At 66.0% G+C, this 26,281-nt stretch carries 27 protein-coding genes and 1 pseudogene; 19 read left to right on the top strand and 9 right to left on the bottom strand.

Annotated features, from left to right (window positions below):
* Nucleotides 1-7 precede the first annotated feature (7 nt).
* Complete coding sequence (locus tag RBB46_RS18650; RefSeq protein ID WP_306030533.1) at nucleotides 8-1,597, bottom strand: acyl-CoA carboxylase subunit beta; 1,590 nt, start codon at nucleotides 1,595-1,597, stop codon at nucleotides 8-10.
* A gap of 172 nt (nucleotides 1,598-1,769) precedes the next feature.
* On the opposite strand from RBB46_RS18650, the gene RBB46_RS18645 reads away from it, so the two are divergent.
* The 3 genes from RBB46_RS18645 (at nucleotide 1,770) to RBB46_RS18635 (ending at nucleotide 5,585) form a co-directional block, all read left to right on the top strand.
* On the top strand, nucleotides 1,770-2,945 hold the full coding sequence (locus tag RBB46_RS18645) for an acyl-CoA dehydrogenase family protein (RefSeq protein ID WP_306030532.1): 1,176 nt from the start codon (nucleotides 1,770-1,772) through the stop codon (nucleotides 2,943-2,945).
* An 85-nt stretch (nucleotides 2,946-3,030) separates the two neighbouring features.
* Nucleotides 3,031-3,645 (top strand): TetR/AcrR family transcriptional regulator, encoded by a 615-nt coding sequence (locus RBB46_RS18640; RefSeq protein ID WP_306030531.1) that lies wholly within the window; start codon nucleotides 3,031-3,033, stop codon nucleotides 3,643-3,645.
* A 107-nt stretch (nucleotides 3,646-3,752) separates the two neighbouring features.
* Nucleotides 3,753-5,585 carry a hypothetical protein gene (locus RBB46_RS18635; protein WP_306030530.1) on the top strand — a complete coding sequence of 611 codons (1,833 nt, stop codon included), beginning with the start codon at nucleotides 3,753-3,755 and terminating at the stop codon, nucleotides 5,583-5,585.
* On the opposite strand, the gene RBB46_RS18630 is transcribed toward RBB46_RS18635, so the two are convergent.
* Nucleotides 5,512-6,501, bottom strand: a complete 990-nt coding sequence (locus RBB46_RS18630) for a hypothetical protein (RefSeq protein WP_306030529.1) — start codon at nucleotides 6,499-6,501, stop codon at nucleotides 5,512-5,514. The genes RBB46_RS18635 and RBB46_RS18630 overlap by 74 nt on opposite strands.
* 79 nt (nucleotides 6,502-6,580) lie before the next feature.
* Entirely contained in the window at nucleotides 6,581-7,156 is a 576-nt protein-coding gene (locus tag RBB46_RS18625; protein ID WP_306030528.1) for a DUF2585 domain-containing protein, read from the bottom strand.
* 187 nt (nucleotides 7,157-7,343) lie between these two features.
* Between RBB46_RS18625 and RBB46_RS18620 the strand changes: the two genes are divergently transcribed.
* From RBB46_RS18620 to RBB46_RS18560, 13 genes and pseudogenes are all read left to right on the top strand, one after another.
* On the top strand, nucleotides 7,344-8,987 hold the full coding sequence (locus RBB46_RS18620) for a peptide chain release factor 3 (protein WP_306030527.1): 1,644 nt from the start codon (nucleotides 7,344-7,346) through the stop codon (nucleotides 8,985-8,987).
* Between the two features lie 214 nt (nucleotides 8,988-9,201).
* On the top strand, nucleotides 9,202-9,711 hold the full coding sequence (locus tag RBB46_RS18615) for an NUDIX hydrolase (RefSeq protein WP_306030526.1): 510 nt from the start codon (nucleotides 9,202-9,204) through the stop codon (nucleotides 9,709-9,711).
* Nucleotides 9,712-9,906: 195 nt separating this feature from the next.
* The gene (locus RBB46_RS18610) at nucleotides 9,907-11,415 is read left to right on the top strand and encodes an inorganic phosphate transporter (protein ID WP_306030525.1); all 1,509 of its coding nucleotides are present in this window, start codon (nucleotides 9,907-9,909) and stop codon (nucleotides 11,413-11,415) included.
* Between the two features lie 94 nt (nucleotides 11,416-11,509).
* Nucleotides 11,510-12,868, top strand: a complete 1,359-nt coding sequence (locus RBB46_RS18605) for a DUF2157 domain-containing protein (RefSeq protein ID WP_306030524.1) — start codon at nucleotides 11,510-11,512, stop codon at nucleotides 12,866-12,868.
* The gene (locus tag RBB46_RS18600) at nucleotides 12,865-13,425 is read left to right on the top strand and encodes a GDYXXLXY domain-containing protein (protein ID WP_306030523.1); all 561 of its coding nucleotides are present in this window, start codon (nucleotides 12,865-12,867) and stop codon (nucleotides 13,423-13,425) included. The genes RBB46_RS18605 and RBB46_RS18600 overlap by 4 nt, the downstream gene beginning before the upstream one ends.
* 152 nt (nucleotides 13,426-13,577) lie before the next feature.
* Nucleotides 13,578-14,021, top strand: coding sequence for an Rrf2 family transcriptional regulator (locus RBB46_RS18595; protein ID WP_306030522.1), 444 nt, complete (start codon nucleotides 13,578-13,580; stop codon nucleotides 14,019-14,021).
* Entirely contained in the window at nucleotides 14,018-14,470 is a 453-nt protein-coding gene (locus tag RBB46_RS18590; protein ID WP_306030521.1) for a group III truncated hemoglobin, read from the top strand. The genes RBB46_RS18595 and RBB46_RS18590 overlap by 4 nt, the downstream gene beginning before the upstream one ends.
* Nucleotides 14,467-14,697, top strand: a complete 231-nt coding sequence (locus tag RBB46_RS18585; protein WP_306030520.1) for a hypothetical protein — start codon at nucleotides 14,467-14,469, stop codon at nucleotides 14,695-14,697. The genes RBB46_RS18590 and RBB46_RS18585 overlap by 4 nt, the downstream gene beginning before the upstream one ends.
* Nucleotides 14,694-15,011, top strand: a complete 318-nt coding sequence (locus RBB46_RS18580) for a hypothetical protein (RefSeq protein ID WP_306030519.1) — start codon at nucleotides 14,694-14,696, stop codon at nucleotides 15,009-15,011. The genes RBB46_RS18585 and RBB46_RS18580 overlap by 4 nt, the downstream gene beginning before the upstream one ends.
* A 2-nt stretch (nucleotides 15,012-15,013) precedes the next feature.
* Nucleotides 15,014-15,314, top strand: a pseudogene (locus RBB46_RS18575) (hypothetical protein); the annotation flags it as partial.
* A gap of 278 nt (nucleotides 15,315-15,592) precedes the next feature.
* The gene (locus RBB46_RS18570; RefSeq protein ID WP_306030518.1) at nucleotides 15,593-15,979 is read left to right on the top strand and encodes a hypothetical protein; all 387 of its coding nucleotides are present in this window, start codon (nucleotides 15,593-15,595) and stop codon (nucleotides 15,977-15,979) included.
* A 393-nt stretch (nucleotides 15,980-16,372) separates the two neighbouring features.
* A complete protein-coding gene (locus RBB46_RS18565) occupies nucleotides 16,373-16,660 on the top strand; it encodes a hypothetical protein (protein ID WP_306030517.1) in 288 nt (95 codons plus the stop codon).
* Between the two features lie 36 nt (nucleotides 16,661-16,696).
* A complete protein-coding gene (locus RBB46_RS18560; protein ID WP_306030516.1) occupies nucleotides 16,697-17,107 on the top strand; it encodes a recombinase family protein in 411 nt (136 codons plus the stop codon).
* Nucleotides 17,108-17,163: 56 nt separating this feature from the next.
* On the opposite strand, the gene RBB46_RS18555 is transcribed toward RBB46_RS18560, so the two are convergent.
* Together RBB46_RS18555 and RBB46_RS18550 are read right to left on the bottom strand one after the other, a co-directional pair.
* The gene (locus RBB46_RS18555) at nucleotides 17,164-19,023 is read right to left on the bottom strand and encodes an ABC-F family ATP-binding cassette domain-containing protein (protein WP_306030515.1); all 1,860 of its coding nucleotides are present in this window, start codon (nucleotides 19,021-19,023) and stop codon (nucleotides 17,164-17,166) included.
* A 122-nt stretch (nucleotides 19,024-19,145) separates the two neighbouring features.
* Nucleotides 19,146-19,865: a FadR/GntR family transcriptional regulator gene (locus tag RBB46_RS18550; RefSeq protein WP_306030514.1), complete on the bottom strand. Its 720-nt coding sequence runs from the start codon at nucleotides 19,863-19,865 to the stop codon at nucleotides 19,146-19,148.
* Between the two features lie 356 nt (nucleotides 19,866-20,221).
* Here RBB46_RS18550 and RBB46_RS18545 point away from each other — a divergent pair, with 356 nt between their 5' ends.
* Nucleotides 20,222-20,917: a L,D-transpeptidase gene (locus RBB46_RS18545; RefSeq protein WP_306030513.1), complete on the top strand. Its 696-nt coding sequence runs from the start codon at nucleotides 20,222-20,224 to the stop codon at nucleotides 20,915-20,917.
* A 4-nt stretch (nucleotides 20,918-20,921) separates the two neighbouring features.
* Here RBB46_RS18545 and RBB46_RS18540 read toward each other — a convergent pair whose 3' ends face one another.
* Nucleotides 20,922-21,833: a LysR substrate-binding domain-containing protein gene (locus RBB46_RS18540; RefSeq protein ID WP_306030512.1), complete on the bottom strand. Its 912-nt coding sequence runs from the start codon at nucleotides 21,831-21,833 to the stop codon at nucleotides 20,922-20,924.
* Between the two features lie 158 nt (nucleotides 21,834-21,991).
* Between RBB46_RS18540 and RBB46_RS18535 the strand changes: the two genes are divergently transcribed.
* Nucleotides 21,992-22,750: a haloacid dehalogenase type II gene (locus RBB46_RS18535; protein WP_306030511.1), complete on the top strand. Its 759-nt coding sequence runs from the start codon at nucleotides 21,992-21,994 to the stop codon at nucleotides 22,748-22,750.
* A gap of 96 nt (nucleotides 22,751-22,846) precedes the next feature.
* Here the strand turns inward: RBB46_RS18535 and RBB46_RS18530 are convergent, their stop codons facing one another.
* The 3 genes from RBB46_RS18530 to RBB46_RS18520 all read right to left on the bottom strand — a co-directional run bounded on the left by RBB46_RS18530 (nucleotide 22,847) and on the right by RBB46_RS18520 (nucleotide 25,078).
* Nucleotides 22,847-23,476: a GyrI-like domain-containing protein gene (locus RBB46_RS18530; RefSeq protein ID WP_306030510.1), complete on the bottom strand. Its 630-nt coding sequence runs from the start codon at nucleotides 23,474-23,476 to the stop codon at nucleotides 22,847-22,849.
* Nucleotides 23,470-24,006, bottom strand: coding sequence for a PadR family transcriptional regulator (locus RBB46_RS18525; RefSeq protein ID WP_306030509.1), 537 nt, complete (start codon nucleotides 24,004-24,006; stop codon nucleotides 23,470-23,472). Before RBB46_RS18525 ends, RBB46_RS18530 begins: the two co-directional genes overlap by 7 nt.
* Before the next feature lie 367 nt (nucleotides 24,007-24,373).
* Nucleotides 24,374-25,078 (bottom strand): GntR family transcriptional regulator, encoded by a 705-nt coding sequence (locus tag RBB46_RS18520; protein ID WP_306030508.1) that lies wholly within the window; start codon nucleotides 25,076-25,078, stop codon nucleotides 24,374-24,376.
* A gap of 179 nt (nucleotides 25,079-25,257) precedes the next feature.
* Between RBB46_RS18520 and dctP the strand changes: the two genes are divergently transcribed.
* Nucleotides 25,258-26,262, top strand: a complete 1,005-nt coding sequence (dctP, locus tag RBB46_RS18515; RefSeq protein ID WP_306030507.1) for a TRAP transporter substrate-binding protein DctP — start codon at nucleotides 25,258-25,260, stop codon at nucleotides 26,260-26,262.
* The last annotated feature ends 19 nt before the right edge of the window (nucleotides 26,263-26,281 follow it).

Here is a 26,281-nt window from a genome sequence, read left to right as displayed (position 1 = left end):
TGCGGCCTCACATCCTGTAGACCGGGCGCGGGCCGGTGTCCTGTGCCTCGCCGGCGGAAAGCGCCAGGCAGAGACCGAGTACGTCGCGGGTCTGGTCCGGCTCGATGATGCCGTCGTCCCAGAGCCGCGCGGTGGCATAGTAGGGATCGGACTGCTCCTCGAACTGGGCCCGGGTCCGACGATCCAGTTCGGTGATGTCCGCCTCGCTGGCCGCGCCCTTGAGGCTGGCGCGGCGCAGCTCCGTCACCACGGTCGAGGCAACGTCCGGGCTCATCGTGGCGATGCGCGCGTTCGGCCAGGAGAAAAGGAAGCGCGGACGGAAGCCGCGCCCGCACATGCCGTAATTGCCTGCCCCGTAGGAACCGCCGACGATCACCGTCAGCTTCGGCACCCTGGCGTTGGAGACCGCGTAGACGAGCTTGGCGGAATGCTTGGCGATACCGCCGCGCTCCGCTGCCGTGCCGACCATGAAACCGGTGATGTTCTGCAGGAAGAGGAGCGGGATCTGCCGCTGGTCGCACAGTTCGATGAAATGGGCGCCCTTCAGGGAGCTTTCCGAGAACAGCGCCCCGTCATTGGCAAGGATGCCGACCGGATAGCCGTGGATATGGGCAAAGCCCGCGATCAGCGTCGCGCCGTAGTCGGGCTTGAACTCCGAAAGCTGCGATCCGTCCACCATCGAGCGAATCAGCGCGCGCATGTCGGCCGGCCGCTTCAGGTCGACCGGGGCATGGGCCGAGGGGTCCCCCGTCGTGGGCAGGGGCGGCACGGGGGCGAGCGGCGGCGGCGCGATCCGTCGGCCCTCGCCCAGGTGGGCGACAATCTCGCGCAGCTTCCTGAGCGCGCTTTCCTCGTCGGCCGCGACATGGTCGCTGACGCCGGAAACGCCGGTGTGCATGTCGGCACCGCCCAGCGTTTCGCCGTCGACGATCTCGTTGATCGCCGCCTTGACGATGGGCGGCCCGCCAAGGTGAATGCGCCCCGTGCCGCGTACCATGATCACCTGGTCGCTGAGCGCTGGAATATAGGCGCCGCCCGCGGTGCAGCCGCCGAAGACGACGGAGATCTGCGGCAGCCCTTGCGCCGACATCTGGCACTGGCGCCAGAACGCCCCGCCGAAATGGTCCTTGTCGGGAAACACCCGGTCCTGCTCGGGCAGGAAGGCGCCGCCGCAATCGACCAGGTAGATCACCGGCAGGCGGTTTTCCTGCGCGATCTCCTGGGCGCGGGCGTGCTTGCGCACGGTCTCGGCGAAGAACGAGCCGCCCTTCACCGTCGCGTCATTGGCGATGATCATGCAGGGACGGTCGTGGATCAGGCCGATGCCGGTGACGATGCCGGCGCCCGGCACCTCGCCGCCATAGAGCCCGTTGGCGGCGAGCGGCGAAAGCTCCAGGAAGGCGGTGCCGGGATCAAGGGTGAACTCGATGCGCTCGCGCACGAACCATTTGCCGCGCTCGGCGTGACGGGTGCGGAACTTCTCACCGCCCCCTTGCGAGGCGGCGGCGTGTTTCACCCGCAATTCCGCGACAAGCGTTTCGATTGCCAGCGGCTCGGTTGTCGGCGTTTTGACGTCCGGCGTCTCGATAGCGGCCATGGCGCGCCTCCCTTGCCATTATCCGGTTTGACGTTCTACCTAACGTTCGTTAGAAATTAAGTCAACGACAGGTGCTGACGGGGGGCTGCCGGATGCAGCCAGGCCCCGGGCGGGACTGTCGCGGCAAACGGGGAACAGGGCCGGGAACCGGCAAGGCAACAAGGCAGGGCACATGAAGGCGACACTCGGTTTCGACGCGACAACGGCCAGCAGCTTCTTCTTCGAGGAGGAGCATCACATGCTGCGCGCGCAGGTACGCCGCTTCGTCGAGCAGGAGGTCAAGCCCCACGCCGACCAGTGGGAGGCGGACGGGCTCACCCCGCGCGCCGTGCTGCGCAAGATGGGCGAACTCGGCTTCTTCGGCATCCGCTATCCGGCCGAATATGGCGGATCCGGCATGGACGAACGGGCGACCGTGGTGCTTGCCGAGGAACTTGGCCGCTCGACCTATGCCGGCGTTGCGATCACCGCGCTGGTCCATACCGACATGGCTTCGGTCCATGTCTTCAACGCCGGCAGCGCGGCGCAGAAGGCGCGCTATCTGCCCGGTGTCATCGCCGGCGAGACGATCACCGCCGTCGCCGTGACCGAGCCGGATGCCGGCTCCGACGTGAAGGGCATCCGGACCACGGCGCGGCGCGAGGGCGACCACTATTTGCTCAACGGGTCCAAGATGTTCATCACCAACGGGGTCCATGCAGACCTTTATTGCGTGGCGGCCAAGACCGAGGCGGGCGGCCCGGCCAGCCAGTCGGTGACGATGTTCCTGGTGGAGAAGGGCACGCCCGGCTTCAGCGTTTCGCGGGCGCTCGACAAGCATGGCTGGCGCAGTTCCGACACGGCCGAGCTCTCCTTTGCCGATGCGCGCGTGCCGGTGGAGAACGTCCTCGGCGAGCAGGGGCGCGGTTTCTACGCCATCATGAAGAACTTCCAGAACGAGCGGCTCGTCCTCGGCGCCATGTCGATGGGCGAGGCACAGGCGGCGATCGAGCTGACCGTGGACTATGTCCGCGAACGCAAGGCGTTCGGCGCACCTTTGTGGGAAAAACAGGTGGTTCGCCAGCGGCTTGCCGAACTCGCGACCTGGGTTGAAGCCGGGCGGCAGATGATCTACGCAACGGCGGCCCGCGCCGCCGCCGGCGAGGATCTCGTGCGCGAGGTGTCGATGATCAAGTCCTATTGCGGGGAACTGGTCAACGAGGTCATGTATGCCTGCGTCCAGTTCCATGGCGGCATGGGCTTCATGAGCGAAAGCACGATCGAGCGGATGGCACGCGATGCCCGGGTCCAATCGATCGGCGGCGGCGCCACCGAGGTGATGCTGGAAGAGGTCGCCAAGCGCATGTGAGACGGGCGGAGTTTGTCGCAAAGCGGCGGGTTTGACTCAATTTTTGCGTCAGATTTTCGAAAAATTGTCGAAACGGAGAGTCATATTGATCGAAACGACGGCGCTCCGGAAGCCGACGCGGAAGGCGCGGATGGCGCGCCACGAGATCCTGACCGTTGCCGCCCGGATGATGCGCGAGCGCGGTTATGCCGAGACGTCGCTGCGCGATCTGGCGGCGGAGGTCGGCATGAAGGCCGGCAGTCTCTATTACCACTTCTCCTCGAAGGAGGAACTGGCCTGCGAGGTGATGCGGGCCGGCGTCGAGATCGTCTCCGACGCGGTCACGCAAGCGCTGGAGGAGGACGCAAACACCTCGCCGCGGGAGCGGCTGGTCGTGGCGCTCCGGGTCCACCTGGAGACCCTGCAATCGGCCAGCGACTTCGCCTCGGCCCATATCCGCTGCTATCCCTTCGTTCCGCCGGCCGTGCAGGCCGAACTGAGAGGCGTGCGCCGCGACTACGACAAGGTCTGGAACGGCATCATCTCCGCCTATCTCGGGCCGGACGCCGACGCCAACCGCATCCGCTACCTGCGCCACGCCCTGATCGGCGCGCTCAACTGGTCACTCGAATGGTTCGACCCGCAGCGCGACAGCGTCGCCGAATACGCCGCCTCGCTCGCCCGGCTGCTGCCGGAGGAGGGTGCCCGCCCGGCCTCGTGAGGAGCGCGGCGGCCGGCGCTTGCATCGCGGCGCGCGGTCGGACATGAACGGAGCAGAACCCTTTTCCGTCCGGTCCGGCCGGCGGCCGTCAAGAGGCGCTGTCCTTCATGTCGCTGACCATCGTCACCGCCGCCGATACCGCCTTCGCCCGCACGCTGGCGCAGTTCCTGAAAAGCATCCGGCGGCACGGCATCGAGAAGACCGCGCGGATCGCCGTCTACGACCTCGGGCTCGGTCCGGCTGAGCGCGCGGCGCTTGCCGCCCGCTTCGCCTTCGCGCAGTTCCTGCCCTTCAGCCTGGTGCCCTATCCCGCGCATGTGGCGCCCGCCACCGGTACCTATGCCTGGAAACCGCTGGTCATCGCCGATGCGGCCGAGCGCTTCGGCGGCCGGCTCTTCTGGTTCGACAGCGCGACGCTGTTTCACGCGCCCCTCGATGAACCGCTCGCCGAACTCGGCCGCCTCGGCGCCTACACGCTGTCGGGCCAGTCGAACCTGGCGCAGCGTTGCGCCGCCGAAATCCGCGAAAGGCTCGAGGTGGAGCCGCAGTTCCTCGACCGGCGGATCCGCGTCGGCGGAGTGCTCGGTCTCGACCTTGCCCGGCCCGCGGCCCGGGAATTGCTGATCGACTGGGCGGAGCTGGCGTTCGATCCGAAGGTGTTCATTCCGGCGCGGTCCGACCACAGCCACAATGCGGACCAGGCGATCCTCTCCATCCTGCTGTTTCGGGCCGAACGGCGCGGCGATCTCGCCCTCAACGAGGGCGACATCGACATCAGCTCGCCCCGGCCGGTGCGCTGGATGTCGTCGCGCAACAAGATCGACGCGGGCCGCCCGGCCTGGACCGACCCGCTGCAGCGGTTCTGGCACCGCGCCTACAAGGCGGGCGACCGGCTCAACCTGCGCTGGCAGGACTTCTACCGCCGCCGGGTCCTGGGCCTGCACCGGTTTCCCAAGGAGCATTTCCGCACCTATGTGATGCGTGCCGGCGACAGCCTGCCGATCAAGGTCGCCACCCCGCCGCTGAGCTACTATGCCGACCCTTTCCTGTGGGAACGGGACGGGCGGACCTGGCTCTTCGTCGAGGAGTTCGAATATCTCGAGCAGCGCGGCCGGCTGGTGGCGATGGAGCTCGGTGACGACCTGACGCCCGGACCCGCGATCCCGGTCCTGCCGATCCGCGAGCATGTAAGCTTTCCGTTTCTCTTCGAGGCGGAAGGCCGGCTCTACATGCTGCCGGAGACCTGCGCGATGGGCGCGCTCGATCTTTATGAATGCGAGCGCTTTCCCGACCGCTGGCGGCGGGTGCGGCGCATCTTCGAGGGGCGCGACGCGGTCGACAGCCTGCTTTTCCGACACGAGGACTGGTGGTGGCTCGTCACCTGCGAGAAGCCGGCCGGCGCGGACGGGCCCCGCTGGCTGACCGCCTGCCGGGCCCGCGACCTCCTGTCGGGCCGTTTCCAGCCGCTGCCGGTCAATGACGAGAAGATCTTCGCCGATGCGAGAAACGGCCTCGGCCGGGGGGCGGGCAGCGTCTTTGCCGATGGCGAGGGCCTGCTGCGGATGATGCAGAAGAACACGGACTATTACGGCCAGGGAGCGGAGGTCCGGCGCATGAGCGGGCTGGAGGCGGGGGACTACCGCGAGACGCCGGTGGGCGCCGGGCATCCGCTCGCCGACCTCGCGCGCCTTGCCTCGCCGCACCATGTCTCGATGGCGGGCGACACGGTCGCCTTCGATGTGCGCACCCGGCTCGGCTTCGTCTCCGGCCTGCCCTGGATCGGCCGCCGGCTCAACCGGCTCGACCCGGCCGCCAAACGCTTTCTCGCCGGCGACCCGAAGGTGCTTGCCGGGGTCGCGGAGGCGGTCAGCCGGCTGGTGCGCGAGACCCGGCCGGTCGATGGCCGCCGACCGTCCAGCGATCGGCGAGATGGCGGATGACGATGGTGTTGTTGCGCGTTTCCGGCGTGCCCTCGCCGCGATTGACGCGGGCAAGGCTCGACGCCTTGTAGAAGGACATGCGGCTGATCATCTGGAAACCGGCGCGCCTTGCCGGGGCGACGTATTTGGGCGCGGCGCAGAAGCCGGAGATCCACACGTCGTCGACGAAGAAGGCCGCCTCCGGCGCATCGCGATGGGCAAGCATCGCCTCCATTTCCGGGAAGAAGCGCGGCCGCACGAGATAGCCGGAAAACCCTTGCAGGATGTCGATAGGGACGGGCCTGCGGAGGCGCCGGGCCCGGATCGGTGCCGGCGGCAGCATGAAGAGATTGCTGCGCAGCGTCGTCGGCCGGTCGATGAAGTCGTCCGGAACCACCCAGCCCGACAGGCCGAAGGCGGCGTCCGGCTCCGCCGTCGCGTGGGCCGCGAGGTTTTCCAGAAAGTCCGGCGGATAGATCCGGTCGTCGTCGACGACGACGATGGCCGTGTCTTCGGGCACGCGCGTCAGCGTCGGGAAGAGTTTCGTCGCCGGGCCGAAATCCTGGCACCGCACGATGGTGACGGTGGCAAGCCCCGTGAGCCAGCCGGGGATCTCGTAGCCGCAATTTTCCCGGCGCGAATGTTCCGGCACGTTGAGGCGGATTTCCGCCGGTGGCAGCGACTGGTCGAGCAGGCTCTTGATCGTCATGGCGATATGGCCGATGCGGCTCGGGATCGTCGTCAGGGTGACGACGGGGCCGCGCTCGGGGGCGGCCGCCGCGCGGGCGTCAAGCTCGGCAATGTCGCGCCGCGCCAGACGGCGGGTGCGAATGAGATCGGCAACCAGCGTCTCGCCCTCGAAGAAGTCATGCACGGCAACCGCGGTCGCGGCGCAGCCGCCGAGCGCGGCAAGGGCGAGCGGGTGGACGAGGGACATGGCGGCCTTTCGTTGGGCGGGTGAAGCCGGTCGGGACTGGGAGATTGCCGCCCGGCCGCGCGCTGTCAAGCGCGGGAGCCTACCCGCCCAGCCCCTGCTGCCAGTCGCGGATGGCGTCGATCGGCCAGACCAGCATGATCACGTTGAGGGTGAGGTTGTCGCGGATGACGATGGCCGTGCCGATCTCCATGACGAGCGCAAGCGCGACGGTGACGGCCACCGGCAGCCGCAGCGCCAGCCAGAAGCCGAACAGCATCCAGCCGATATCGGCGACGGAGTTGATGACACTGTCGCCGGTATAGCCGACGGCGATGGTCGCCTCGCGGTAGCGGTCGATGATCAAGGGGCTGTTTTCGACCAGCTCCCAGGCCGCCTCGATGATGATGGCGCCGACCGCGCGCCAGCCGAGCGAGAGCTGCGGCGTTACCAGATGGAACAGCCCGTAGAAAAGCATGCCGTGAATGATGTGCGAGGGCACGTACCAGTCGGCGAGGTGCTGCGAGTTGTCGGCGGAAACGACGTCGCCGGTCCACAGTTTGATCTCGCCGCAGGTGCAGATCGGCACGCGGCCCATGGCAAGCAGGATGACGGCGGTGAGGGCGACCAGCGCGAGCCCTGTGAGGAGCGGCGCGAGGGCGGAGCGGGAAACGGTCATGCGGCGGAGTCTCGTCCTGCTCATTGGCGGGAAGGGCGGTCGGAAGGTCCAGCTATGGTCGGGAATGCGGCCATGCGCAAGGCGCACTGGAATTTGCCGGTGCAAACGACTAGACCTTGCGCCAACCTTCGCGCGGGCGGAACCGGCCGGCGCCAGTGAATTCCAGACCGAACTCCAGGGAGCGGCCATGAGCCTCACCGAAACCCGCGCCGATGCAGGGGCAGCCAATGCCGCCGGGTCCGCGCCGTCGCATCTGACCCGGCGCACCTTCGCCATCATCTCGCATCCGGATGCGGGCAAGACGACGCTGACGGAAAAGCTGCTCTTGTCCGGTGGCGCCATCCGCGCCGCCGGCCAGGTGCGCGCCCGCGGCGAGCGCCGCCGCGCCCGCTCGGACTGGATGAAGATCGAACAGGAACGCGGCATCTCGGTCTCGTCCTCGGTGATGACCTTCGAGCGCGACGGGATCACCTTCAACCTGCTCGATACGCCGGGCCACGAGGACTTTTCCGAGGACACCTACCGCACCCTGACTGCGGTGGACGCGGCGATCATGGTCATCGACGCGGCCAAGGGCATCGAGACCCAGACGCGCAAGCTGTTCGAGGTCTGCCGCCTGCGCGACATCCCGATCATCACCTTCATCAACAAGATCGACCGGGAAGGCCGTCATCCGCTGGAGGCGCTGGACGAGATCCAGGAGGCGCTGGCGCTCGACGTCACGCCGATGACCTGGCCCGTCGGCATGGGCTCGGATTTCTTCGGCGTCTACGACTGGCAGGCGAAGATGTTCATGACCTCGGCGGAAGGGCGCGGCCAGCGCCTCGACACCGAGCGCCAGGTGAGCGGCGTCGACGATCCCTATCTGGCCGAGACGCTGTTTCCCAACGTCCTGGCCGAGCTCCAGGAGAATGTCGAGCTGGGCGCCGAGGCCTATCCGGCCTTCGATCGCGAGGCCTTCCTGGAAGGACACATGACGCCGGTCTTCTTCGGCTCGGCGCTGCGTGACTACGGGGTCGAGGAGATCATCCGGTTCATCGCCAGCTCCGGCCCCGCGCCCCACGCCCAGCCGGCGACGACGCGGGTGATCCGGCCGGAGGAGCCGAAGGTCACCGGCTTCGTCTTCAAGGTGCAGGCCAACATGGACCCCAAGCACCGCGACCGCATCGCCTTCGTGCGCCTGTGCTCGGGCGTCTTCAAGCGCGGCATGAAGCTGAAGCACGTGCGCGCCGGCAAGACCATCGCCGTTACGGCGCCGATCTTCTTCTTCGCCGAGGAGCGCGAACTGGCCGAGACCGCCTATCCCGGCGACGTGATCGGCGTGCCCAACCATGGCCAGCTGCGCGTCGGCGATACCTTGAGCGAGGGCGAGGAAATCCACGTCACCGGCCTGCCGGCCTTCGCCCCGGAAGTGCTGCGGCGCGTGCGGCTTTCCGACACGATGCGCGTCAAGCAGATGCGCCAGGGCTTGATGGATCTGGCCGAGGAGGGGCTGGTGCAGATCTTCAAGCCGCAGATCGGCTCCAACTGGATCGTCGGCGTTGTCGGCGTGCTGCAGCTCGACGTGGTCGTCGACCGGCTGCGCAACGAATACGCGACCGAGATCGGCTTCGATCCGGTGCCCTACAACACGGCGCGCTGGGTCGAGTGCGACGACGACACGACCTTGCGCAAGTTCCTGGAAACCAGCCGGATGAGCGTTGCCCAGGACCGGGACGACCGGCCCGTTTACCTTTTCAAGAATGCCTGGGAGGTAAACTATGTCGGAGAGAAGAACCCGGATATCCGCTTCCGCGAGACCCGCGAGATCGTTCACACCCCGGAGGGTTGAGCAGGGTCTGGAAAGGATGCGCGCCGGACGTCCGGCTTGAAGCGAAAAGCGCACATATTACGCTTTTTGTTGCAAATCGGCGCGACGCGTCCTATCTCTGACATATCAGCCGTTAGTATGACGGCTTCATTGATTCCGTTTGATTCGACAACGACTAAAGCGATCGAACAGCGAAACGCAGCAGTCGAGCCGCAACAAGAGGGGCTTTCCAGCCGTGGCCCTAGCCGTGCCAACCGAACCCAGGGGGAACTCGCGCATCGGGGATGCGATCGAGACCATGCGCCTGTGGCTCGGCGGCAAGCCGGCCGCCGTTCAGGTCGCGGCCCTGCCCTGGCGCCGCGACGGCGCGGATGCGCTTGAGATCCTGCTGGCGACGAGCCGCGACACGGGCCGCTGGGTGCTGCCCAAGGGCTGGCCGCAAAAGGGCCGCTCGCTGAGCGAGACGGCGGCGCGCGAGGCCTGGGAGGAGGCGGGGCTCGTCGGAGATATCGGCGCCGATCCGCTGGGCAGCTTCTTCTACCGCAAGGTGCTCGACAACGGGCTGCGCCGCCGGGTGCGGGTGCAGGTGTTTCCGCTTGCCGTTGTCTCCATCGACGAGGACTGGCCGGAAAAGGGCCAGCGCCGCTTTGGCTGGTTCGCCCCGCAGGAAGCGGCGCGCAACGTGCATGAGCCGGAGCTTTCGGGCCTGCTGCTCAATGCGCGGCTGCTGGACCGCCTGCGGTGATCGCGGCGCCGGTGTCGCCAAACCGTTACGCGCCTGGCGCAGCATAGGACGCGAACTCATAAATTCTGGCGAGAAACGGCATGAGGGAACGGGACTGGATACCAGGAGCAAGCCTGCAGGAAATCATCCGGTCTGGCGGATCATTGCCGGGCCGGATGCCGTTTCCGGCCCGATCATGAGCCCGCGTTCCTGGCCATGAGCGAGCGGAATTCCCGGAAATCCAGATCGACGATCGACAAGGATCTCGACAAGTTCACCTATGTGGAGGAGGCGACGAGCTATCTGTCGCGTTCCTATGTGACGCTCGGCTTCGGGCTCCTGTTCCTCATTGTCACGGCCTGTCTTGCCGCCCTGTTCTTTTCCGACAGCTCCCACTGGCTGCTGCTGACGGCCGCGCTCGTGCTCGGCGGCTACATGGCGCTCAATATCGGTGCCAACGATGTCGCCAACAACATGGGCCCGGCGGTCGGCGGCCGCGTGCTCACCATGGGCAGCGCGCTGGTGCTGGCCGCCCTGTGCGAAAGCGCCGGGGCGCTGCTTGCCGGCTCGGAAGTGGTGACGACGATCTCCTCGCGCATCGTCGACCTCGACAGTTTCGCCCGCCCGGCCGACTTCCCGCTCGCCATGCTGGCCGCCCTGGTCGCGGCCGCCTTGTGGATCAACCTTGCCACCGTCATCGGCGCGCCGGTCTCGACCACCCATGCGGTGGTCGGCGGCGTGCTCGGCGCCGGGTTCGCCTCGGCCGGCGCCGCCGCGCTGGACGGGGGCACCATCGCCGCCATTGCCGCCAGCTGGGTGGTCTCGCCGCTGCTCGGCGCGGTCCTCGCGGCCGCCTGCCTTGCCCTGATCAAGAACCGGATCATGTATCGCGAGGACAAGATCGCCGCCGCCAGATGCTGGCTGCCGGTGCTGTTCGCGCTGCTGGCCGGCACCTTCACCCTCTATCTGGTGCTGATAGGCCTGCCGGTGGCGCGCGCCGCCGGCCCGCTCGGCATCGCCGCCATCGGCGCGGCGGCCGCGCTCGCCGCCTGGGCGCTCGCCGCGCCGGCCGTGGCTCGGGCCGCGCAGGGGCTCGACAACCGCAACGCCTCGCTGCGCCAGCTCTTTCGCGTGCCTCTGATCGCCGCCGCCGCGATTCTCTCCTTCGCCCATGGCGCCAACGACGTCGCCAACGCGGTCGGCCCGGTCGCGGCCATCTTCTCCGCCGTCGACCAGGAAAACTGGAGCTACACGGGCCAGGACTTTCTGCTGCCGGTGTTGGTGGTCGGGGCGCTCGGCATCTCGCTCGGCCTGCTGCTGTTCGGGCCAAGGCTGATCCGCATGGTCGGCGAGCGGATCACCCGGCTGAACCCGATCCGCGCCTTCTGCGTGCTGCTGGCGACGGCCGCGACGGTCCTGCTCGCCAGCGCGCTGGGGCTGCCCGTCTCCTCCACCCACATCGCCGTCGGGGCCGTGTTCGGCGTCGGCTTCTACCGCGAATGGTTCATGAACCGCATCCGCTCCCGGCGCGTGCTGGAGCGGATCGACGATGTCGCGGTGACCATCGCGGGAAACTGGCGCCAGTCCGAGCCGGCCGACCTGCGCCGCCGCAAGCTGGTGCGCCGCGCCCATGTGCTGACCATCATCAGCGCCTGGGTGGTGACGGTGCCGGCGGCCGCGCTTTTGGCCGCCATCGTCTGGGCCGGGTTCTCGCTGGTGCATTGAGGGCAGGGCGCGCGCGTGCAAGGGGATTGACTTTCAACGCGCGCGCACGGCCTTGTCGCAACGCGCGCGGGGCATGCATGCAGGGTGAGGAATGATGGATCGGTCGCACTACCGGAAACTGCTGGAAGCGGACCTTGCCCGCTGGCTCGAAAAGGGCTGGATCGGCACGGAGGGCGCGGGCCACATCCGGGCCGAGCTGGCGGCCGCGCCCCGGGCCGCGAGCCGGCTGCCGGCACTGTTCGCCGGCATCGGCACGATCTGCCTGGCGCTGGCGGTCGCCGCCTTCGTCGCCGCCAACTGGGAGGCGATCCCGCGCCCCGCGAAGCTCGCCGGCATCGCCGTGCTGCTTCTCGGCGCGCACGGCTTCGCCGCCGCGATGGCCGCGCGCGGGCGGACCGGCATCGCCGACCTGGCGACCATGTTCGCGACCCTCGTCTTCGTCAGCGGCATGTCGCTGGTCGGCCAGATGTACCACCTGCCGGTCGACTGGGCCGGGGGCGCGTTGCTGGTCGCCGCCGGCGCGCTGGCGGCGGCCTGGATCTGCGGCTCGCGCGCCTCGCTGGTCGCCGGCGCCATCGCCGCGATCACCTGGTTGGCCTGGATCGGCGATCCGCCTCGCCCGACGCTGGCGGAGACGACAATCGCGCTGGTCCTGCTGGCCCTGACCGCCGGCCACGTGCTGCGCCGCACCTCGCTGGCCGGGCGCTGGATCGTGCTGCTGCAGGCAACGAGCGTTTATGGCTGGCTCTTCGCCGCCCTGCTCGAGGCGCGCTACACGCTCTCCTCCTCCGACATGGAATTCGCCGTGCTGCCGGCCTTTGCCGGGCTCGGCGCGGTGCTGGTCGCCTGGGCCCGGGTGCTGGCCGCGCGCGCCGAACCCCTTGCCGGCGACACGGGCGAGGGCGCCGCGCGCCTTGCCGGCTCCGCCGACACATACGGGCTGCTGCTGCTGGCCGGCACGGCGCTGCTCTCGCTGGTGCTCGGCTTCTTCGACGCGCTGGACAAGGGCGTCGCGGCGCGCGAATTGCTCTCCGTCTGGCCGCTCTGGCTGACCCTTGTCCTTGCGGTTGCGGGTCTTGCGATCATGTTCGCGCGCGCAAGCGGCGACCAGGCCGCGCAGGCGCTGGTGGCGGCGGTGCTGCTGATGCTCGCCTGTCCGCTGGCGCTGATCACGGCGCCGGAGGCACGGGTGGTGCTGGCGGCCCTGGTGCTCGGCGCCATGGTGGCGACGAGCGCGGCCGGCTCGCTCGGCGACAACAGGGGCTGGAGCGCCACCGGCAACCTGGGCATCGCGCTGGCGCTGCTCTTCTTGCTCTATGTCACGGTCGGCTCGCTGCTCGGCCAGTCGGTGTTCTTCCTCGTTGCCGGCATCGTGCTGGTCGCGGTCGCCATCGTCGCCGCGCGCCGGATGCGCCGCCAGCGGGCGGAGACAGTCACGGGAGAACCGTCATGAACGCCGCGCTCCGCTCCCCCGTCCTGCGCTCCCCCTGGCTGAAATGGGGTCTCGTCGCGCTGATCCAGCTGGCGCTGGTCGCCCTGCCGCTTGCCGAGCGGCTGCGTGTGCACGCGAGCGGCACCGAGGTGACGCTGGCGCTGACCCCGATCGATCCGCGCGACCTGCTGCGCGGCGACTACGTCATCCTCAACCCGCAGATCAACGTGGTCGAGGCAGGCAGCCTCGCCGACAGCGTCTATCAGGGCGATCCGGTCTGGGCCGTGCTGGAGGCGGACAACGAGGGCATCCACCGCGCCGTGGAGCTGCTGGACAAGGCTCCCGAGGACGGCCGGCTGGTGATCCGTGGCCATGTGCGCGGCCACCGCTCGGAGCAAAGGCTTGCCGTCGACTACGGGCTCGACGCCTTCTTCGTGCCGGAGGGGCAGGGGCTCGACATCGAGCGGCTGCCACGCGACCGGATCCGCCTCGTCGTCGCGGTCAGCAAGGGCGGCGCCTCCGCCCCGCTGCGGCTGATGGCCGACGGCAAGGTGCTGCTTCGCGACAGCGCCTTTTAGGCCGTCTCTTCCCGTCTGTCGTTCAGGCTGCCGGGCCGCCAAAACACCCTGCGACGGCGCGTCGCATGAAAGAAGCATATTGGATGCATGTTTTGCCTTGCGCGGCCCGCCATGAAAGAGGTATCTGATACGCATCTTTTATGGAGAGACCCATGCGGCTGACACTCCAGACCGACTATGCCCTGCGCATGCTGATGCATCTGGCGCTTGCCGGCGACAGGGACCTCGCCACCATCGCCGATGTGGCGGAGAGCTACCGGATCTCGAAGAACCACCTGATGAAGGTGGCCCAGGCGCTGGTCCATGCCGGGCTGGTGGAGGCGGTGCGCGGGCGCGGCGGCGGCTTGCGGCTGGCCCTTCCGGCGAAACGGATCAGCGTCGGCCAGGTGGTGCGCCGGCTGGAGGAGGGCACCGCGCTGGTTGACTGCTTTCCGGGCGGCAACGGCACCTGCCGGATCACCCCGTCCTGCCAGCTGAAACACGCCCTGCACGCGGCGCGCGAGGCCTTCTTCGCGGTGCTCGACGGCTACAGCATCGACGACCTGGTGGCCGGCAACAGCGGCCTCAGGCACATTCTTACCGGAGACGCGGCATGACGACGATCAGGGTCAGGAGCGCGGCCGAGCGCCGCGCGGAAATCCAGGCGGAAGCGGCGCGGCTCGGCATTGACGATGCCTATATCTCGCGGCTGGTCGAGACTTTTTATGAGCGGATCCGCGCCCATGCCCTGCTCGGGCCGATCTTCGAGCATGAGATCGGCGACAACTGGGGGCCACATCTGGCCAAGATGAAGGATTTCTGGGCTTCGGTGGCGATGAATGCCGGCCGCTATTCGGGCAAGCCCGTGCCGGCGCACACCAAGCTCACGGACCTGCAACCCTGGCATTTCGGCGTCTGGCTCGGCCTTTTCGAACAGGTGCTGAAGGACACCGCGCCGCACCCGGAGGCGGTCCCCTATTTCATGGAGCGGGCACGGCGCATCGCCCAGAGCCTGGAATTCGCCATTTCCGGCCTGCCGCCCCTCAACACCGGAGACAGGCCATGAGCATTGCCGCTGTCGTCATCCTCGCCGAGATCGGGACGGGCCTCTTCTTCGCCATTTATCTCGGCGCGCTGACGCTGGGCCTGCGCGAGGACCGCGACGAGGGCCGCGTGCCGGTTCTCGATGCGACGGGCCGGGCGCTGTTCTCGGCCGCCAAATACGGTTTCGGCGCCGGCATATTCGCTGTCGTCGTCCTGACCCTCCTGAACATCACGGGGAGCGTGACATGACCGGACAGGCAAACGGACAGGCAAACGCGGCAGCGGGCGGCGGCGTGAAGGCGGAGAGGGTCATGCAGAGAGGTGAGGGGACGCAGCCGGAGGCGGGCAGGGGCGTGCAGGCCGCCGGAGGGATGTGGGCGGGCATTCCGGCGGGCGCCGGCATCAATGGCGACTTGGAACTTGCCGCGCCCGCCCGCCCGGACGGGGCGACGCAGGCAACACCGCAGCGCAACCGCTGGGGCCGGATCTGGCCCTGGGCGCTGCTCTGGGGCGCCGCCCCCATGCCGCTCTATATCTGGGTTGTGGTGGGGATGATGGTGTAGGGGTGATCAGCGGGACTATCCACGTGCTGAAGTACGGTGCGTTGGGTCGATACGCTGGAGGTCTATGGCCCGCGTAAGACCCTTTACAACCGGTTTGTCCGCTGAGCCGACAAAGGTATCTGGAGCGGTCCGATCCGTCGCCAAATCGAGGCCGGCCGACACTGGAATAGCCGCTTCTCGCCGCCTCTCTACCGAGACTGCAATGCCAATGAGCGAGTATTCTGCAAGCTCAAGAACTGGCGACGCATCGCAGCACGTGACGACCGCAACGCCGCAAACTTCCTTGCCGCTGTCTGCATCGCAGTCGCCACTAGCACTGGTCACGGAGCCGAGTCATGGGAGAATTTCAGCTTCTCTCGGTCAATACTTGACGAAATAGATCTAGAGAGTTCATCAAATTTTTTGACGAAGCCTCTGGAATATAGCGTTTAAAATCAAAGAGGTAAATGCTTCAAAATACAGAGGGAAGTGTGTTCTACAAAGGTATTTAGCTTTGCATTGCATGATCTGCCGTATTGACAACTCAAGAGTTGTGGCGACAAAATATGCGTTTTAAACGCGCAAATTTGGAGAACATCAATATGCCGACGTTTATGCAGCCGGAAATTGTCGACCGTGAATACGTTGTAAAAAATGGTGGTCTGTTGCCTTTAACAGATATAGAAATTTCCGAAATTTCAGAGTTAGTTAAAATAGACTCAAGGTTAATAACTCGTCTCCCTATTTACCGAGTAATCGGGGATAATTCTTGGAATCCTACGTTGTTTGATTTCCTGAAGAACTCCATGAGCGTAATGCCGGAATCGCACACAAGAACTGCAATGGCGGAGTTCCTAACGCTCAAGGATGTGGAAGAGTACGCGGTGGGTGATTTTACTCTTGAACATCCAGAGACTGGCGAAACTGGTCGCTTCAGATTGATGTACCCCTACCCTGATCTAAAGTGGGCGCACACTTTTTGCGAATAGAATATCTATTATAGGAAGAGGATTTGATAGATGGTTACAGTAATTTATGATTTGGTTGACAAGAGCAATCTTGTCACAAGAATTTCACTGAATAAACCAATTATAGGATCCCAGAGTTGGGAAGATCTAACCAGCTTTTCAAGCTTTTTATGTGTTCACGAGGGAAGTGTAGATGATCGCAACGGTAATCTAGAACTCCTTGGGGTTCGTAACGGGCAACCAGAGACAGTTGTGATATTGGAGGGAACAAGCTGGAACGGCTCCGTGGGAGATCGAGGATCAGCCTCGTGTCAATGCTGCAATGCCGGCTGTGATCCAACTCCGGTTTGGAAGATTGTTGGTGTTGAGTGAATGCAGCAGGTTAGGATATGAACGTACCAATTGGGTGGTGGAATGAGCGACATAAAATTTGTTGATGACGGAAAGTATGCATACTTGTCTGTGCGACAGTTGATTGATTTGATCCATTCTCTAAATGGCAATGAAAATGCTGTTGATGCCATCATTGGTTTAGTTGGAGACGTAAATCTTATAGCATCATCGGATAGTATTAATAATATTAAGAATTCCGTTTTTAAGTTAGGGTTGCATAAGTATAATAAAACCGCAAAGTCCTTTCTTTCTTGCTCCTGTAGCGAGGTTGTAGATGATATCAACAACCCTGAAGGACCGGAAAACTAATTTACATCCTTTTTGTTGTTGTTTTATTGTCGACTAATGAAAACATTCAGTTGCTTGCCGCAAGTTTTTCGATCGAAAATCGGATATGGCCGCGTCTCAACCGCCCATCCAGATGCCAACTCGCAACGAGATTCACTAAGTTGCGGGACGCGAAAAAATGTCACTGACCAAGTGTCTGGAGCGTCGGTCAAGCGCCCAGAACTCGATAAGCCGTTGGCGCGTTTGAAAGCGCGTGATGTGCTCATGGTCCCGCGGTTGGATCGCCTTGGACGCTACCTGCCCCGTCTGATCGAAATCGTGCACGATCTGGAAACCAAAGGTACTCACTTTCAAAGCCTGAGCGAAGGGATAGATATGATCACGATGCAAGGTCGCTTGACTTTTCACTTGATGGGCGCTCTGGCTGCATTTGAACGATTTCTGAGGTTTGCAGCGGCTGGACGTTAGCTAGGGTTCACTCTATGCGTTAAGTTGGAAGTCCTCGCAGCCTGTCCACTTCCCCCTCACCCCTCTTCCGCCAGCATCTCCAGTTCCAGCCAGGTTTCCTCGGCCGTTGCGAGTTTCGACTGCAGGTCGGAGAGTTTGGCCATCAGCGTGTCGAAGCGTTTCGGGTCGCGGGCATAAAGGGTCTGGTCCTCCAGCTCGCCCTGCAGCTTGCCGATCTCCGCGCCGAGCTTGTCGATCTCCTTCGGCAGGGTCTTCAGCTGGTGCTGCTGCGAGAAGGTGAGTTTTGACTTCTTCTTCGCCTTCTCACTGGTCGCCTTGTCTCCGCTGGCATTGCCGCCGGAGTTGCCCCCGGAAGCGTTCCCGCCGGTTTTCTCGTCGTTGGTCTTTCCCTTGCCACTCTCGGTGACGGACTTGCGCGCCGCAACGCCGGCGCCCCGCTGGGCGATCATGTCGGAATAGCCGCCCGCATATTCGCGCCACACGCCCTTGCCTTCGGCGAAGACGACGGAGGTCGCCACCCGGTCGAGGAAGTCGCGGTCGTGGCTGACGAGGAGAACGGTGCCGGGATAGTCGGCGAGCATTTCCTGCAGGAGATCGAGGGTTTCAAGGTCGAGATCGTTGGTCGGCTCGTCGAGAACCAGAAGGTTCGAGGCGCGGGCGAGGGCCCGGGCGAGCAGCAGTCGGCCGCGCTCGCCGCCTGAAAGGGCGGAAACGGGCGTGCGCGCCTGTTCGGGGGAGAAGAGGAAGTCCTTCATGTAGGAGACGACGTGGCGGGGCCCGTCGCTCAGCATCACCTGGTCGCCGCCGCCGCCGGTGAGGATTTCCGAAACGGTCTCGTCCTTCTTCAGTGCCTCGCGCGACTGATCCATGGTCACCATGGTGAGGCCGGAGCCGAGGATGACCGTGCCGCTGTCGGGTTCGAGCGCGCCGGTCAGCATCTTCAAAAGCGTCGTCTTGCCCGCGCCATTGGCGCCGACAAGGGCGACCCGGTCGCCGCGCAGGATGCGGGTGGAGAAACCGTCGACCACCGGGCCGGGGCCGAAATCCTTGGAGATGGCTTGCGCCTCGATCACCCGCTTGCCGGAGACCTCCGTTTCGCCGACGGTCATGCGCACATTGCCCTGCGGCCCGCGATGCGCCTTCTTCTGGGCGCGCAGGTCGGCAAGCTCGCGCACGCGGCGCATGTTGCGCTTGCGCCTGGCGGTGACGCCGTAGGTCATCCAGTGCTCCTCGCGCTTGATCTTCTGCGCGAGTTTCTGCTGGTCGCGTTCCTCCTGCTCGAACACCTCGTCGCGCCAGGCCTCGAAATGGGCAAAGCCCCGGTCGTGGCGGCGGCCGACGCCCCGGTCGATCCACACGGTGGCGCGGGTGAGGTCGGCGAGGAAACGGCGGTCGTGGCTGATCAGGACGAGGGCCGACTTCATCGAGGCGAGCTCGCTCTCCAGCCATTCGATGGCCGGCAGGTCGAGATGGTTGGTCGGCTCGTCGAGGAGCAGGATGTCGGGCTCGGGCGCCAGCGTGCGGGCAAGCGCGGCGCGCCGCTTCTCGCCGCCCGACAGCGTCGCCGGATCCTCGTCGCCGCGCAGGCCGAGCACGTCGAGCAGGTACTGGGCGCGGTAGGCATCGTCGCCCGGCGCAAGGCCGCCGCTGGCATAGTCGAGCACGGTGGCATGGCCGGCAAGGTCCGGCTCCTGCGGCAGGTAGCGGATGGTGCGACCCGGCTGGACGAAGCGCTCGCCGGCATCGGCCTCGACAAGGCCGGCGGCGATCTTCAGAAGCGTCGACTTGCCCGAGCCGTTGCGCCCGACAAGGCCGATGCGCTCGCCCTCGCCGACCTGCAATTCGGCCGAGGTGAGCAACGGCGTGCCGCCGAAGGTGAGGGCGATGTCGCGAAGGTGCAGAAGGGGAGGGGCCATGAAGTCTCGCGTCGGGGGCTCGTGTTCGAAAGCCGCGGGGTGAGCGCGGCAGGGTGCGCGGCAAGGGGGCTGGAGGAGCCCGTGCCCGCCGCGCCGGGTGTTGGTATCAGGTCGCCGTGGTGTCAGTCGAGTGCGCCGGCATTGACGAGCAGCGCGCGCGTCATCGACATCAGCTTGCGCATTTCCTCGCGCGCCCGCTCCGGATCGCGGGCGGCGACCGCGTCGAGCACGCCGGCATGCTGGCCGAGCGCGATCGGATCGCTGACGCCGGGGGCGGAGGTGATCCCGATCGAGGCGCGCAACGCGCTCTCGATACAGGCCCCGAGCCCGGACATCAGCGCGTTGCCGCTGGCCGCCAAGAGCAGCCGGTGGAAACGCACATCGGCATCAAGGGTCGCCGGCGTGCGGTTGCCGTCGGCGATGCCCATCGCCTGAAGCGCCTCGCGCATGGCGGCGATCTCCGCCTCCGTGGCGTTCAGCGCGGCAAGGGCGGCGGCCTCCGGCTCGACCAGTTCGCGGATGCCGACCAGCTCGGCCAGCAACTGGGTCTGCGGCACGACCTTGCGCCGCCAGGATAGCATCTGGTCGTCGAGATAGTTCCAGTCGACCGCCGGGCGCACGCTGGTGCCGTGTTTCGGCCGCGAGGTGATCAGCCCCTTGCCCACCAGCATCTGCAGCGCCTCGCGCAGGCAGGTGCGGCTGACGCCCAGATCGCCGAGCAGTTCCGCCTCGGTCGGCAGCGTCGTTCCCGGCGGATAGGTGCCGCCGAGAATGCGCAGCGCGATGATTTCCGCGACGGCGGACTTGAGATTGCCGCGCAGCTGCGGCGGGGCGGATGACATCGGTTTCGTCTCTTGCATCGTGGTTGCGCCCCGTCCCGTGCGTGCGGACCGCCGCGCGTGGCCTATGCCTTCCGCGATTGTGGCCGGCAAATCAAGAAAAACAGGGAAAATCATGCCGGAAAGGAGCGCTGCGGCGGCTTTCCGGTGGGTGCGCGAGCGTTTTCGCATGTGGCGGGGAGCGGCCCCGGTCCCGCGACCTCACGCGCATTTGAGCGGGCCGGGAAAAAATCCCCGGCCGGCGTTGCGCGCCTGCACTCGCGCTGGCGCCCCCGATCGGGTAAGAGGGACGGGTTTTCCACCGGTCGACCGGGAGCATTTCATACATGGAACCGACACGTTCCGCCTCAGGATCCTTCTTGCTGAGCCGCCGCGCCCTCCTCGTCGGCGCGCCGCTGCTTCTCGCCGCCTGCCAGAGTTCGGGCGTCGGCACCACCGGCGCGGCGCTGACCGGGGCCGCGCCGAACACGCCGCCGCTGCCGGGCGAGGATTTCGACTACGCCTCGGCCTATGCGGCGCTGACCGACTACGATTTCAAGATCCCGGCGATTCCCTACAAGAATTTCGACCGCAAGTACTGGCGCCAGGTCGTCGACTACGACAGCCGCCACGCGGCCGGCACGATCATCGTCGACCCCTACACCAAGTTCCTCTACTGGACGCTGCCGGGCGGCAAGGCGCTGCGCTACGGCATCGGTGTCGGCAAGGCGGGCTTTGCCTGGTCGGGCGATGCCAAGGTGCGGGTCAAGCGGGTGTGGCCGCTCTGGCGCCCTCCGCGGGAGATGATCGCCCGCAACCCGGGGCTGGAGAAATACTGGAAGGACGGCTATCCGCGCGGCCCGAAGAACCCGCTCGGCGCGCGCGCCCTCGACCTGTGGCAGGGCAGCGTCGACACGCTCTACCGCATCCACGGCACCAAGGAGCCGACGAGCATCGGCCGCAGCGTGTCGTCGGGCTGCATCCGCATGTGGAACCAGGACATCATGGACCTGTTCCAGCGGGTGCCGACCCACACCAAGGTGGTCGTCCTGTCGAAGGCGTCGTCGACCTCCTGAGGTCTCAGCCCGCCTGCAGGTGAGCGGCCAGCAGCGCCGCTGCCGGCTTGCCCTCCCCGGACTTGCCCGGGCCCTGCTTGCCCGGGCCCTGCGGCGGGCTCACCAGGTAATAGGCCCCGCCGGGGATGAGGGGACGGTCGTGGAAGACCACCAGCCGTTCCTCCCTGACGAGGTCGGCGGTGCTGGCGATCCATCCCAGCATCACGCCCAGGCCCGCCAGCGCGGCCTGGGTCGCCTGCACATGGTCGCCGAAGGAAAGGTCTCCCCGCCGCGCGCGCGGCAGGCCGGTCGCCTCGAGATACGCGTCCCAGCCCGGCGACAGGTCGTCGCCGGTCTCAACGTGAAGAAGGGTGGCGTCCGCGAAGTTTCCCGCGCCGATCCGCTCAAGGGTCGCGGGATTGCAGACGGGAACCAGACGCTCCTCGAAAAGCCGCTCGCACCGTCCGTCCGCCCAGTCGCCCGCGCCGTAACGGATCAGAAGGTCGGTTTCGGCCATGAACCGCGGCATGCCGGAAGTCGGCACGACCCTGACGACAATGTCGGGATGGCGGGCGTAGAACACCGCCAGGCGCGGCATCAGCCAGTACATGCCGGTGCACACGGTGCAGGCGATCGTCACGACGCTTTGCCCGGCCTCCTCCAGCGCCCTGATCTCCCCGACCGCCCCCTCGATCCGGTCCAGCCCTTCCGAGACCGCGCGCAGCAGGATGCGGCCGGCATCCGTCAGCGAGGCCGGACGCGTGCGGCGGTCGAGCAGCCTCGTTCCGACATGCTCCTCAAGGCTCCTGAGGGCCTGGCTGATCGCGGGCTGGGTGACGTTCAACTGCGTTGCCGCGCTCTGCATGCCGCCCGTCCGCACGACGGCTTCAAAGGCTGTCAGGAGGCGGAGCGGAGGGAGGTGGCGGCGCAGTATCATAACGTGTGTCTTATGCTCTATCAGGATTTCAGGTCTTACAGGCCCGATTATATGGGCTAGTTCCTGCCAGGGGAAACCGGCGCTTCCGCGTCGTGCAACATAAGCATGGCCGTGACGCGCCGGGGCTTGAAAACCGCCCGGAGCCAATGGAGGCAGACATGCACACCATCGAAGTGCTTTTCTTTGACGTCCTGGGGACGATGGTCGATTGGCGCGGCAGCATCGCGGCCGAAACCCGCGCGTTTCTGGAACGCCACGGGCGCGGCGACATCGATCCCGCCGCCTTCGCCGATGCCTGGGTCGGCCGCTACGACGATTCGGTGGAGCCGGTGCGTCGCGGAGAGCGGCCGTTCGTCTCGCTCGATCAGGTGAACCGGGAGAACCTCGACACGACCCTTGGGCAGTTCGGACTTGCTCCTGGGGCATTTCCTCCCGGGGAACTCGAACGGCTCAACGAGGCCTGGCACCGGCTGAAGGCCTGGCCGGATCTGGCTGAAGGGCTTCCCCGCCTGAGGTCGCGCTTCATCGTCGCGCCGCTGTCCGACGGGCACACCCGGCTTCTGGTGGATGTCTCAAGGCACAACGGCCTGTCGTGGGACGCGGTCGTCGGCGCCGACATTTCCCGGACCTACAAGCCGATGCCGCGGGCCTATCTGGGCGCCTGCGAGCTGCTTGGGGTGAAGCCGGAAAATGCCATGCTGGTGGCGGCGCACGGATACGACCTGGAGGCGGCGCGGAATTGCGGGCTGAAGACCGCCCATATTCATCGCTCCAACGCTGCCGACCCCGCCAAGGCCGGCCTCCCGGAAGCGGGCGAGGGGTGGGACTACAGCTGCAAGGACCTGCTCGACCTTGCCGACAGGCTCGGAGCCCCAGGTTCTGTTGACAAAGGGATTCCCGGATCGCGGCGTGACTGAATTCAAGGCTTCCTGCCTGGGCTTCCCCGCACGTGCCGCCGCAAGGCTATGGATGCCGGTCTTCGCAAGGAGGGCCAGCCAGTGCCGGACTTTCATCTACTTCGTCGGGCGCACCGGCTGCCGCAGGATGACCCTGCGCTGCCGCGGCGCAACGCGGCTCCAATCATCGAGATAGATCTCGTGATAGGGGCCATCCGGCTCGAGCCCCTGCTGTGGCAGGTAGTCGCCGTAAAGCCCTTCCAGGATATCAGGAAGGTTCTTCGTTTGGCCAACATGCAGGAATTGCACGCACTTGCCTTCAGCCAGAACCTCCCATCGAGCAGCAGGCTTGTCGCCCAATTCGCGCCTCGCCTCGGCAGCGGAGGCCTCCAGTCGCCGTGCGTCGGTCCAAACCGGCAAGGTAATCTGCACGCGCCAATGCCACTTCTCGCGATTGCCCGCTGCCAGGTCGCGCATGTCGTCTGCCCAGTAGACCATTTCCACCGGCGCCTCGACAAAGGACTTGCCCATCCGCTCGCGCGCGTCGCGCCGGATAGCGTAGATTGCGGTGTAGAGTGCCTTCACGGCAGCTTCGATGGAGGTCTGCTCGGGCGGGCCTTCCCCATCCAGGACCGCGAAGGGAAGTCTGGGCATATCAACCACGCTGAAGACACCTGCCGGTGGCGCGTACAGCGTGCGCAATGTGGTCCGGTCCTGCGTTAGATCGATCAGTGCCTCGTCTACCATGGCTTGCTTCTCATATAGTCCAGAGTGATGCTGATCCAGTTGCGCTCGGCGTTCAGTTGGCCGGCCGAAAAGTCAAAGAGAACCTCGACATGATCAGGGATGGGCTGCCTTTGTCGGCGCACGCGCTCGAGCCGCTCCAGTTCCGCGACGACCGACGGCAGGCGTGCCTCCAAGGCATCCAGCGCCGCATCGCGTGACAGCACAGGCCAGTGCACCATTCCGAGCAGGAGTGATGAGAATGTTGGGCGATATGCTCCAAGGGCAGCAATGGTCTGTTCGCACAGAACCTCACGGCCCGATGAGGTGATGCAAAACGTCTTTCGCGCCTTCGCACCCGCGGGTACCTCGGCCGCCACAAGTCCCGCCTTCTCCAGCTTGCCGAGCACAAAGTAAATCGACGAGAAGCCAACCTGCGTCCACTCGCGCATCCCGCGCGCTTCTATAACCTGTTCGAGCTCATATCCATGGCGCGGCATCTCAGCGACGAGCCCGAGCAACAGGAGTTCAGCATCTGTAAGGTTCGCCTGCATATTCTAGTGCTAGAATATCCGAATGCCGGGCGTCAAGCATTCTGGCGCTTCACTCGCGGGATTCGCTTCCACCAAAAGGCAGCCACGAACGATCGGCAGCTGCCTATCCTGGATCCTCTTTGTCAGCGGACCCTAGTCACCGGAAACTGAAGTTCGTCACACTTGCCGGCGTGCTCCAAGCGAACTTCAGATTCAAGGGGGTGCGACGCCATTGCCAGCCCGTTCTCTCATACCCGGAGGGCGCCCGTCCGGCTTCGATCCGCGGCGTCATACCGCTTGACCGGGGCCTCGCCCCGGCCATCGCGGCCTTTCTGGCGGATCATTGCCGGACCGGACGCCGTTTCCGGCACAATTATGAGTCCACGTCCTAGCCGGCGCGGCTGCGCGCCGGTTCGCCGACCGTGCTGAGCGTTGCGACGAAATCGTTGAACCGCTCGCCCTGGATGAGGATATGCGAGCGCAGGGCGCCTTCCGCCTTGCGGTCGTCGCCGGCCAGGATCGCGTCGACGATCTGCTGGTGTTCGGCGAGCGAATTGCCCATCCGGTTGCGCACCCTAAGCTGCAGGCGCCGATAGGGCTTCAGCCGGTTCTGCAGCGAGCGGGCCTGCTCCGCCAGATAGCCGTTGCCGCTGCCCCGGTAGATGGCGTCGTGAAATTTCTCGTTGGCGTGGAAATAGGCGTCCGGTTCGCCGGCCGCCGCGGCTGCCTCGCAGGCCTCGTGGGCGGCCTGCAGGGCCTCGTGCTCCGACGCGGTCATGCGCCGGCAGGCGAGCCTTGCGCACATCGCTTCCAGTTCCGCCATCACCTCGAACATCTCGATCAACCGCGGGATGCCGATCTCGCGCACGAAGGCGCCGCGCCGGGGGCGGATCTCGACGAGGCCGGAGGCCGAGAGCTCGATCAAGGCCTCGCGGATCGGCGTGCGCGACACCTGGAACCGCGTGGCGAGCGAGACCTCGTCGAGCCGCGTGCCGGGCGGATAGAGGCCGACGGCAATGTCGTATTCCAGCGTTTCACGCAGGGCCTGGGCGGCGCGTGCCGCGGGTTTGTGCGAAGGTGTCGAAGCGTCCATGGAACTCAGCTTATGCAAGCGCGCCTCTCTTGTATACAAAAACCGTTGACTTGGATGCAGTCCGGTGCTTGCCTGTGGTCAGACGGAGAACCACCGGCGGGGGGCCGGTTGTCGTGCCGTCCCGAAGACACGCAAGCCGGCGGCCGCGATCAACGCCGATCGGCAGTGGGAGGAAACACATGTTCAAGAAACTGACGAGGGCCGCTCTCGGCCTGACCACCGCACTCGCCATCGCCGTTCCGGCGGCCCATGCCGCAGACGTCGTCCTCAAGGCCTCGCACCAGTGGCCGGGCGGCAAGGGCGATGTGCGCGACGAGATGGTCCAGATCCTGGCCCGCGAGGTCGCCAAGGCGAATGTCGGCGTCGAGGTCAAGGTCTATCCCGGCCAGTCGCTGTTCAAGGCGCGCGAGCAGTGGGGCGCCATGACCAAGGGCCAGCTCGATATTTCCGCCTTCCCGCTCGACTATGCCTCCGGTCGCCATCCCCAGTTCTCGGCAACGCTGATGCCGGGCCTGGTGCGCAACCATGATCGCGCCGCCCGCCTCAACACCTCGCCCTTCATGGACGACATCAAGAAGATCGTGAACGATGCCGGCGTGGTCGTCATCGCCGATGCCTGGCTCGCCGGCGGCTTTGCCTCCAAGAAGCAGTGCATCACCTCGCCGGAGACCATGCAGGGCCAGGTCACCCGCGCCGCCGGTCCCGCTTTCGAGCAGATGCTTGTGGGCGCCGGCGCGTCGGTTTCCTCGATGCCGTCCTCGGAGATCTATACCGGCCTGCAGACCGGCGTGCTCGATGCGGCCAACACCTCGTCCGGCTCCTTCGTCTCCTATCGCCTCTACGAGCAGACCACCTGCCTGACGGCGCCGGGCGCCAACGCGCTGTGGTTCATGTACGAGCCGATCCTGATGTCGAAGCGCAGCTGGGACAAGCTGTCCAAGGAGCAGCAGGACGCACTGATGGCGGCCGGCAAGGTGGCCGAGGAGTATTTCGCGGGCGAGGCCAAGGGGCTCGACGCCAAGATGGCCGAGACCTTCAAGGGCGCCGGCGTCGAGGTGGTCGAGATGACCCCGGAGAACTATGACGCGTGGCTCGCGATCGCCAAGGAGACCTCCTACAAGAACTTCGCCGAGAACGTTCCCGGCGGCGAGGAGCTGATCGCCAAGGCGCTTGCCGTCGACTGATCCGGACCCGACGGGGGGG

The organism is Stappia sp. MMSF_3263, assembly GCF_030733745.1.
In the GTDB taxonomy this organism is placed as follows: Bacteria; Pseudomonadota; Alphaproteobacteria; order Rhizobiales; family Stappiaceae; genus Stappia.
The sequence above is the reverse complement of the archived record's forward strand: the minus strand, read 5'-3'. Positions and strand labels throughout refer to the sequence as shown.

Bases quoted from the DNA above. Each gene is read 5' to 3' on its own strand.
- RBB46_RS18650 (WP_306030533.1), bottom strand. From the start codon at position 1,597: ATGGCCGCTATCGAGACGCCGGACGTCAAAACGCCGACAACCGAGCCG.
- RBB46_RS18645 (WP_306030532.1), top strand. From the start codon at position 1,770: ATGAAGGCGACACTCGGTTTCGACGCGACAACGGCCAGCAGCTTCTTC.
- RBB46_RS18635 (WP_306030530.1), top strand. From the start codon at position 3,753: ATGTCGCTGACCATCGTCACCGCCGCCGATACCGCCTTCGCCCGCACG.
- RBB46_RS18630 (WP_306030529.1), bottom strand. From the start codon at position 6,501: ATGTCCCTCGTCCACCCGCTCGCCCTTGCCGCGCTCGGCGGCTGCGCC.
- RBB46_RS18625 (WP_306030528.1), bottom strand. From the start codon at position 7,156: ATGACCGTTTCCCGCTCCGCCCTCGCGCCGCTCCTCACAGGGCTCGCG.
- RBB46_RS18620 (WP_306030527.1), top strand. From the start codon at position 7,344: ATGAGCCTCACCGAAACCCGCGCCGATGCAGGGGCAGCCAATGCCGCC.
- RBB46_RS18610 (WP_306030525.1), top strand. From the start codon at position 9,907: ATGAGCGAGCGGAATTCCCGGAAATCCAGATCGACGATCGACAAGGAT.
- RBB46_RS18605 (WP_306030524.1), top strand. From the start codon at position 11,510: ATGGATCGGTCGCACTACCGGAAACTGCTGGAAGCGGACCTTGCCCGC.
- RBB46_RS18600 (WP_306030523.1), top strand. From the start codon at position 12,865: ATGAACGCCGCGCTCCGCTCCCCCGTCCTGCGCTCCCCCTGGCTGAAA.
- RBB46_RS18595 (WP_306030522.1), top strand. From the start codon at position 13,578: ATGCGGCTGACACTCCAGACCGACTATGCCCTGCGCATGCTGATGCAT.
- RBB46_RS18590 (WP_306030521.1), top strand. From the start codon at position 14,018: ATGACGACGATCAGGGTCAGGAGCGCGGCCGAGCGCCGCGCGGAAATC.
- RBB46_RS18585 (WP_306030520.1), top strand. From the start codon at position 14,467: ATGAGCATTGCCGCTGTCGTCATCCTCGCCGAGATCGGGACGGGCCTC.
- RBB46_RS18580 (WP_306030519.1), top strand. From the start codon at position 14,694: ATGACCGGACAGGCAAACGGACAGGCAAACGCGGCAGCGGGCGGCGGC.
- RBB46_RS18570 (WP_306030518.1), top strand. From the start codon at position 15,593: ATGCCGACGTTTATGCAGCCGGAAATTGTCGACCGTGAATACGTTGTA.
- RBB46_RS18565 (WP_306030517.1), top strand. From the start codon at position 16,373: ATGAGCGACATAAAATTTGTTGATGACGGAAAGTATGCATACTTGTCT.
- RBB46_RS18560 (WP_306030516.1), top strand. From the start codon at position 16,697: ATGAAAACATTCAGTTGCTTGCCGCAAGTTTTTCGATCGAAAATCGGA.
- RBB46_RS18555 (WP_306030515.1), bottom strand. From the start codon at position 19,023: ATGGCCCCTCCCCTTCTGCACCTTCGCGACATCGCCCTCACCTTCGGC.
- RBB46_RS18550 (WP_306030514.1), bottom strand. From the start codon at position 19,865: ATGTCATCCGCCCCGCCGCAGCTGCGCGGCAATCTCAAGTCCGCCGTC.
- RBB46_RS18540 (WP_306030512.1), bottom strand. From the start codon at position 21,833: ATGATACTGCGCCGCCACCTCCCTCCGCTCCGCCTCCTGACAGCCTTT.
- RBB46_RS18535 (WP_306030511.1), top strand. From the start codon at position 21,992: ATGCACACCATCGAAGTGCTTTTCTTTGACGTCCTGGGGACGATGGTC.
- RBB46_RS18530 (WP_306030510.1), bottom strand. From the start codon at position 23,476: ATGGTAGACGAGGCACTGATCGATCTAACGCAGGACCGGACCACATTG.
- RBB46_RS18525 (WP_306030509.1), bottom strand. From the start codon at position 24,006: ATGCAGGCGAACCTTACAGATGCTGAACTCCTGTTGCTCGGGCTCGTC.
- RBB46_RS18520 (WP_306030508.1), bottom strand. From the start codon at position 25,078: ATGGACGCTTCGACACCTTCGCACAAACCCGCGGCACGCGCCGCCCAG.
- dctP (WP_306030507.1), top strand. From the start codon at position 25,258: ATGTTCAAGAAACTGACGAGGGCCGCTCTCGGCCTGACCACCGCACTC.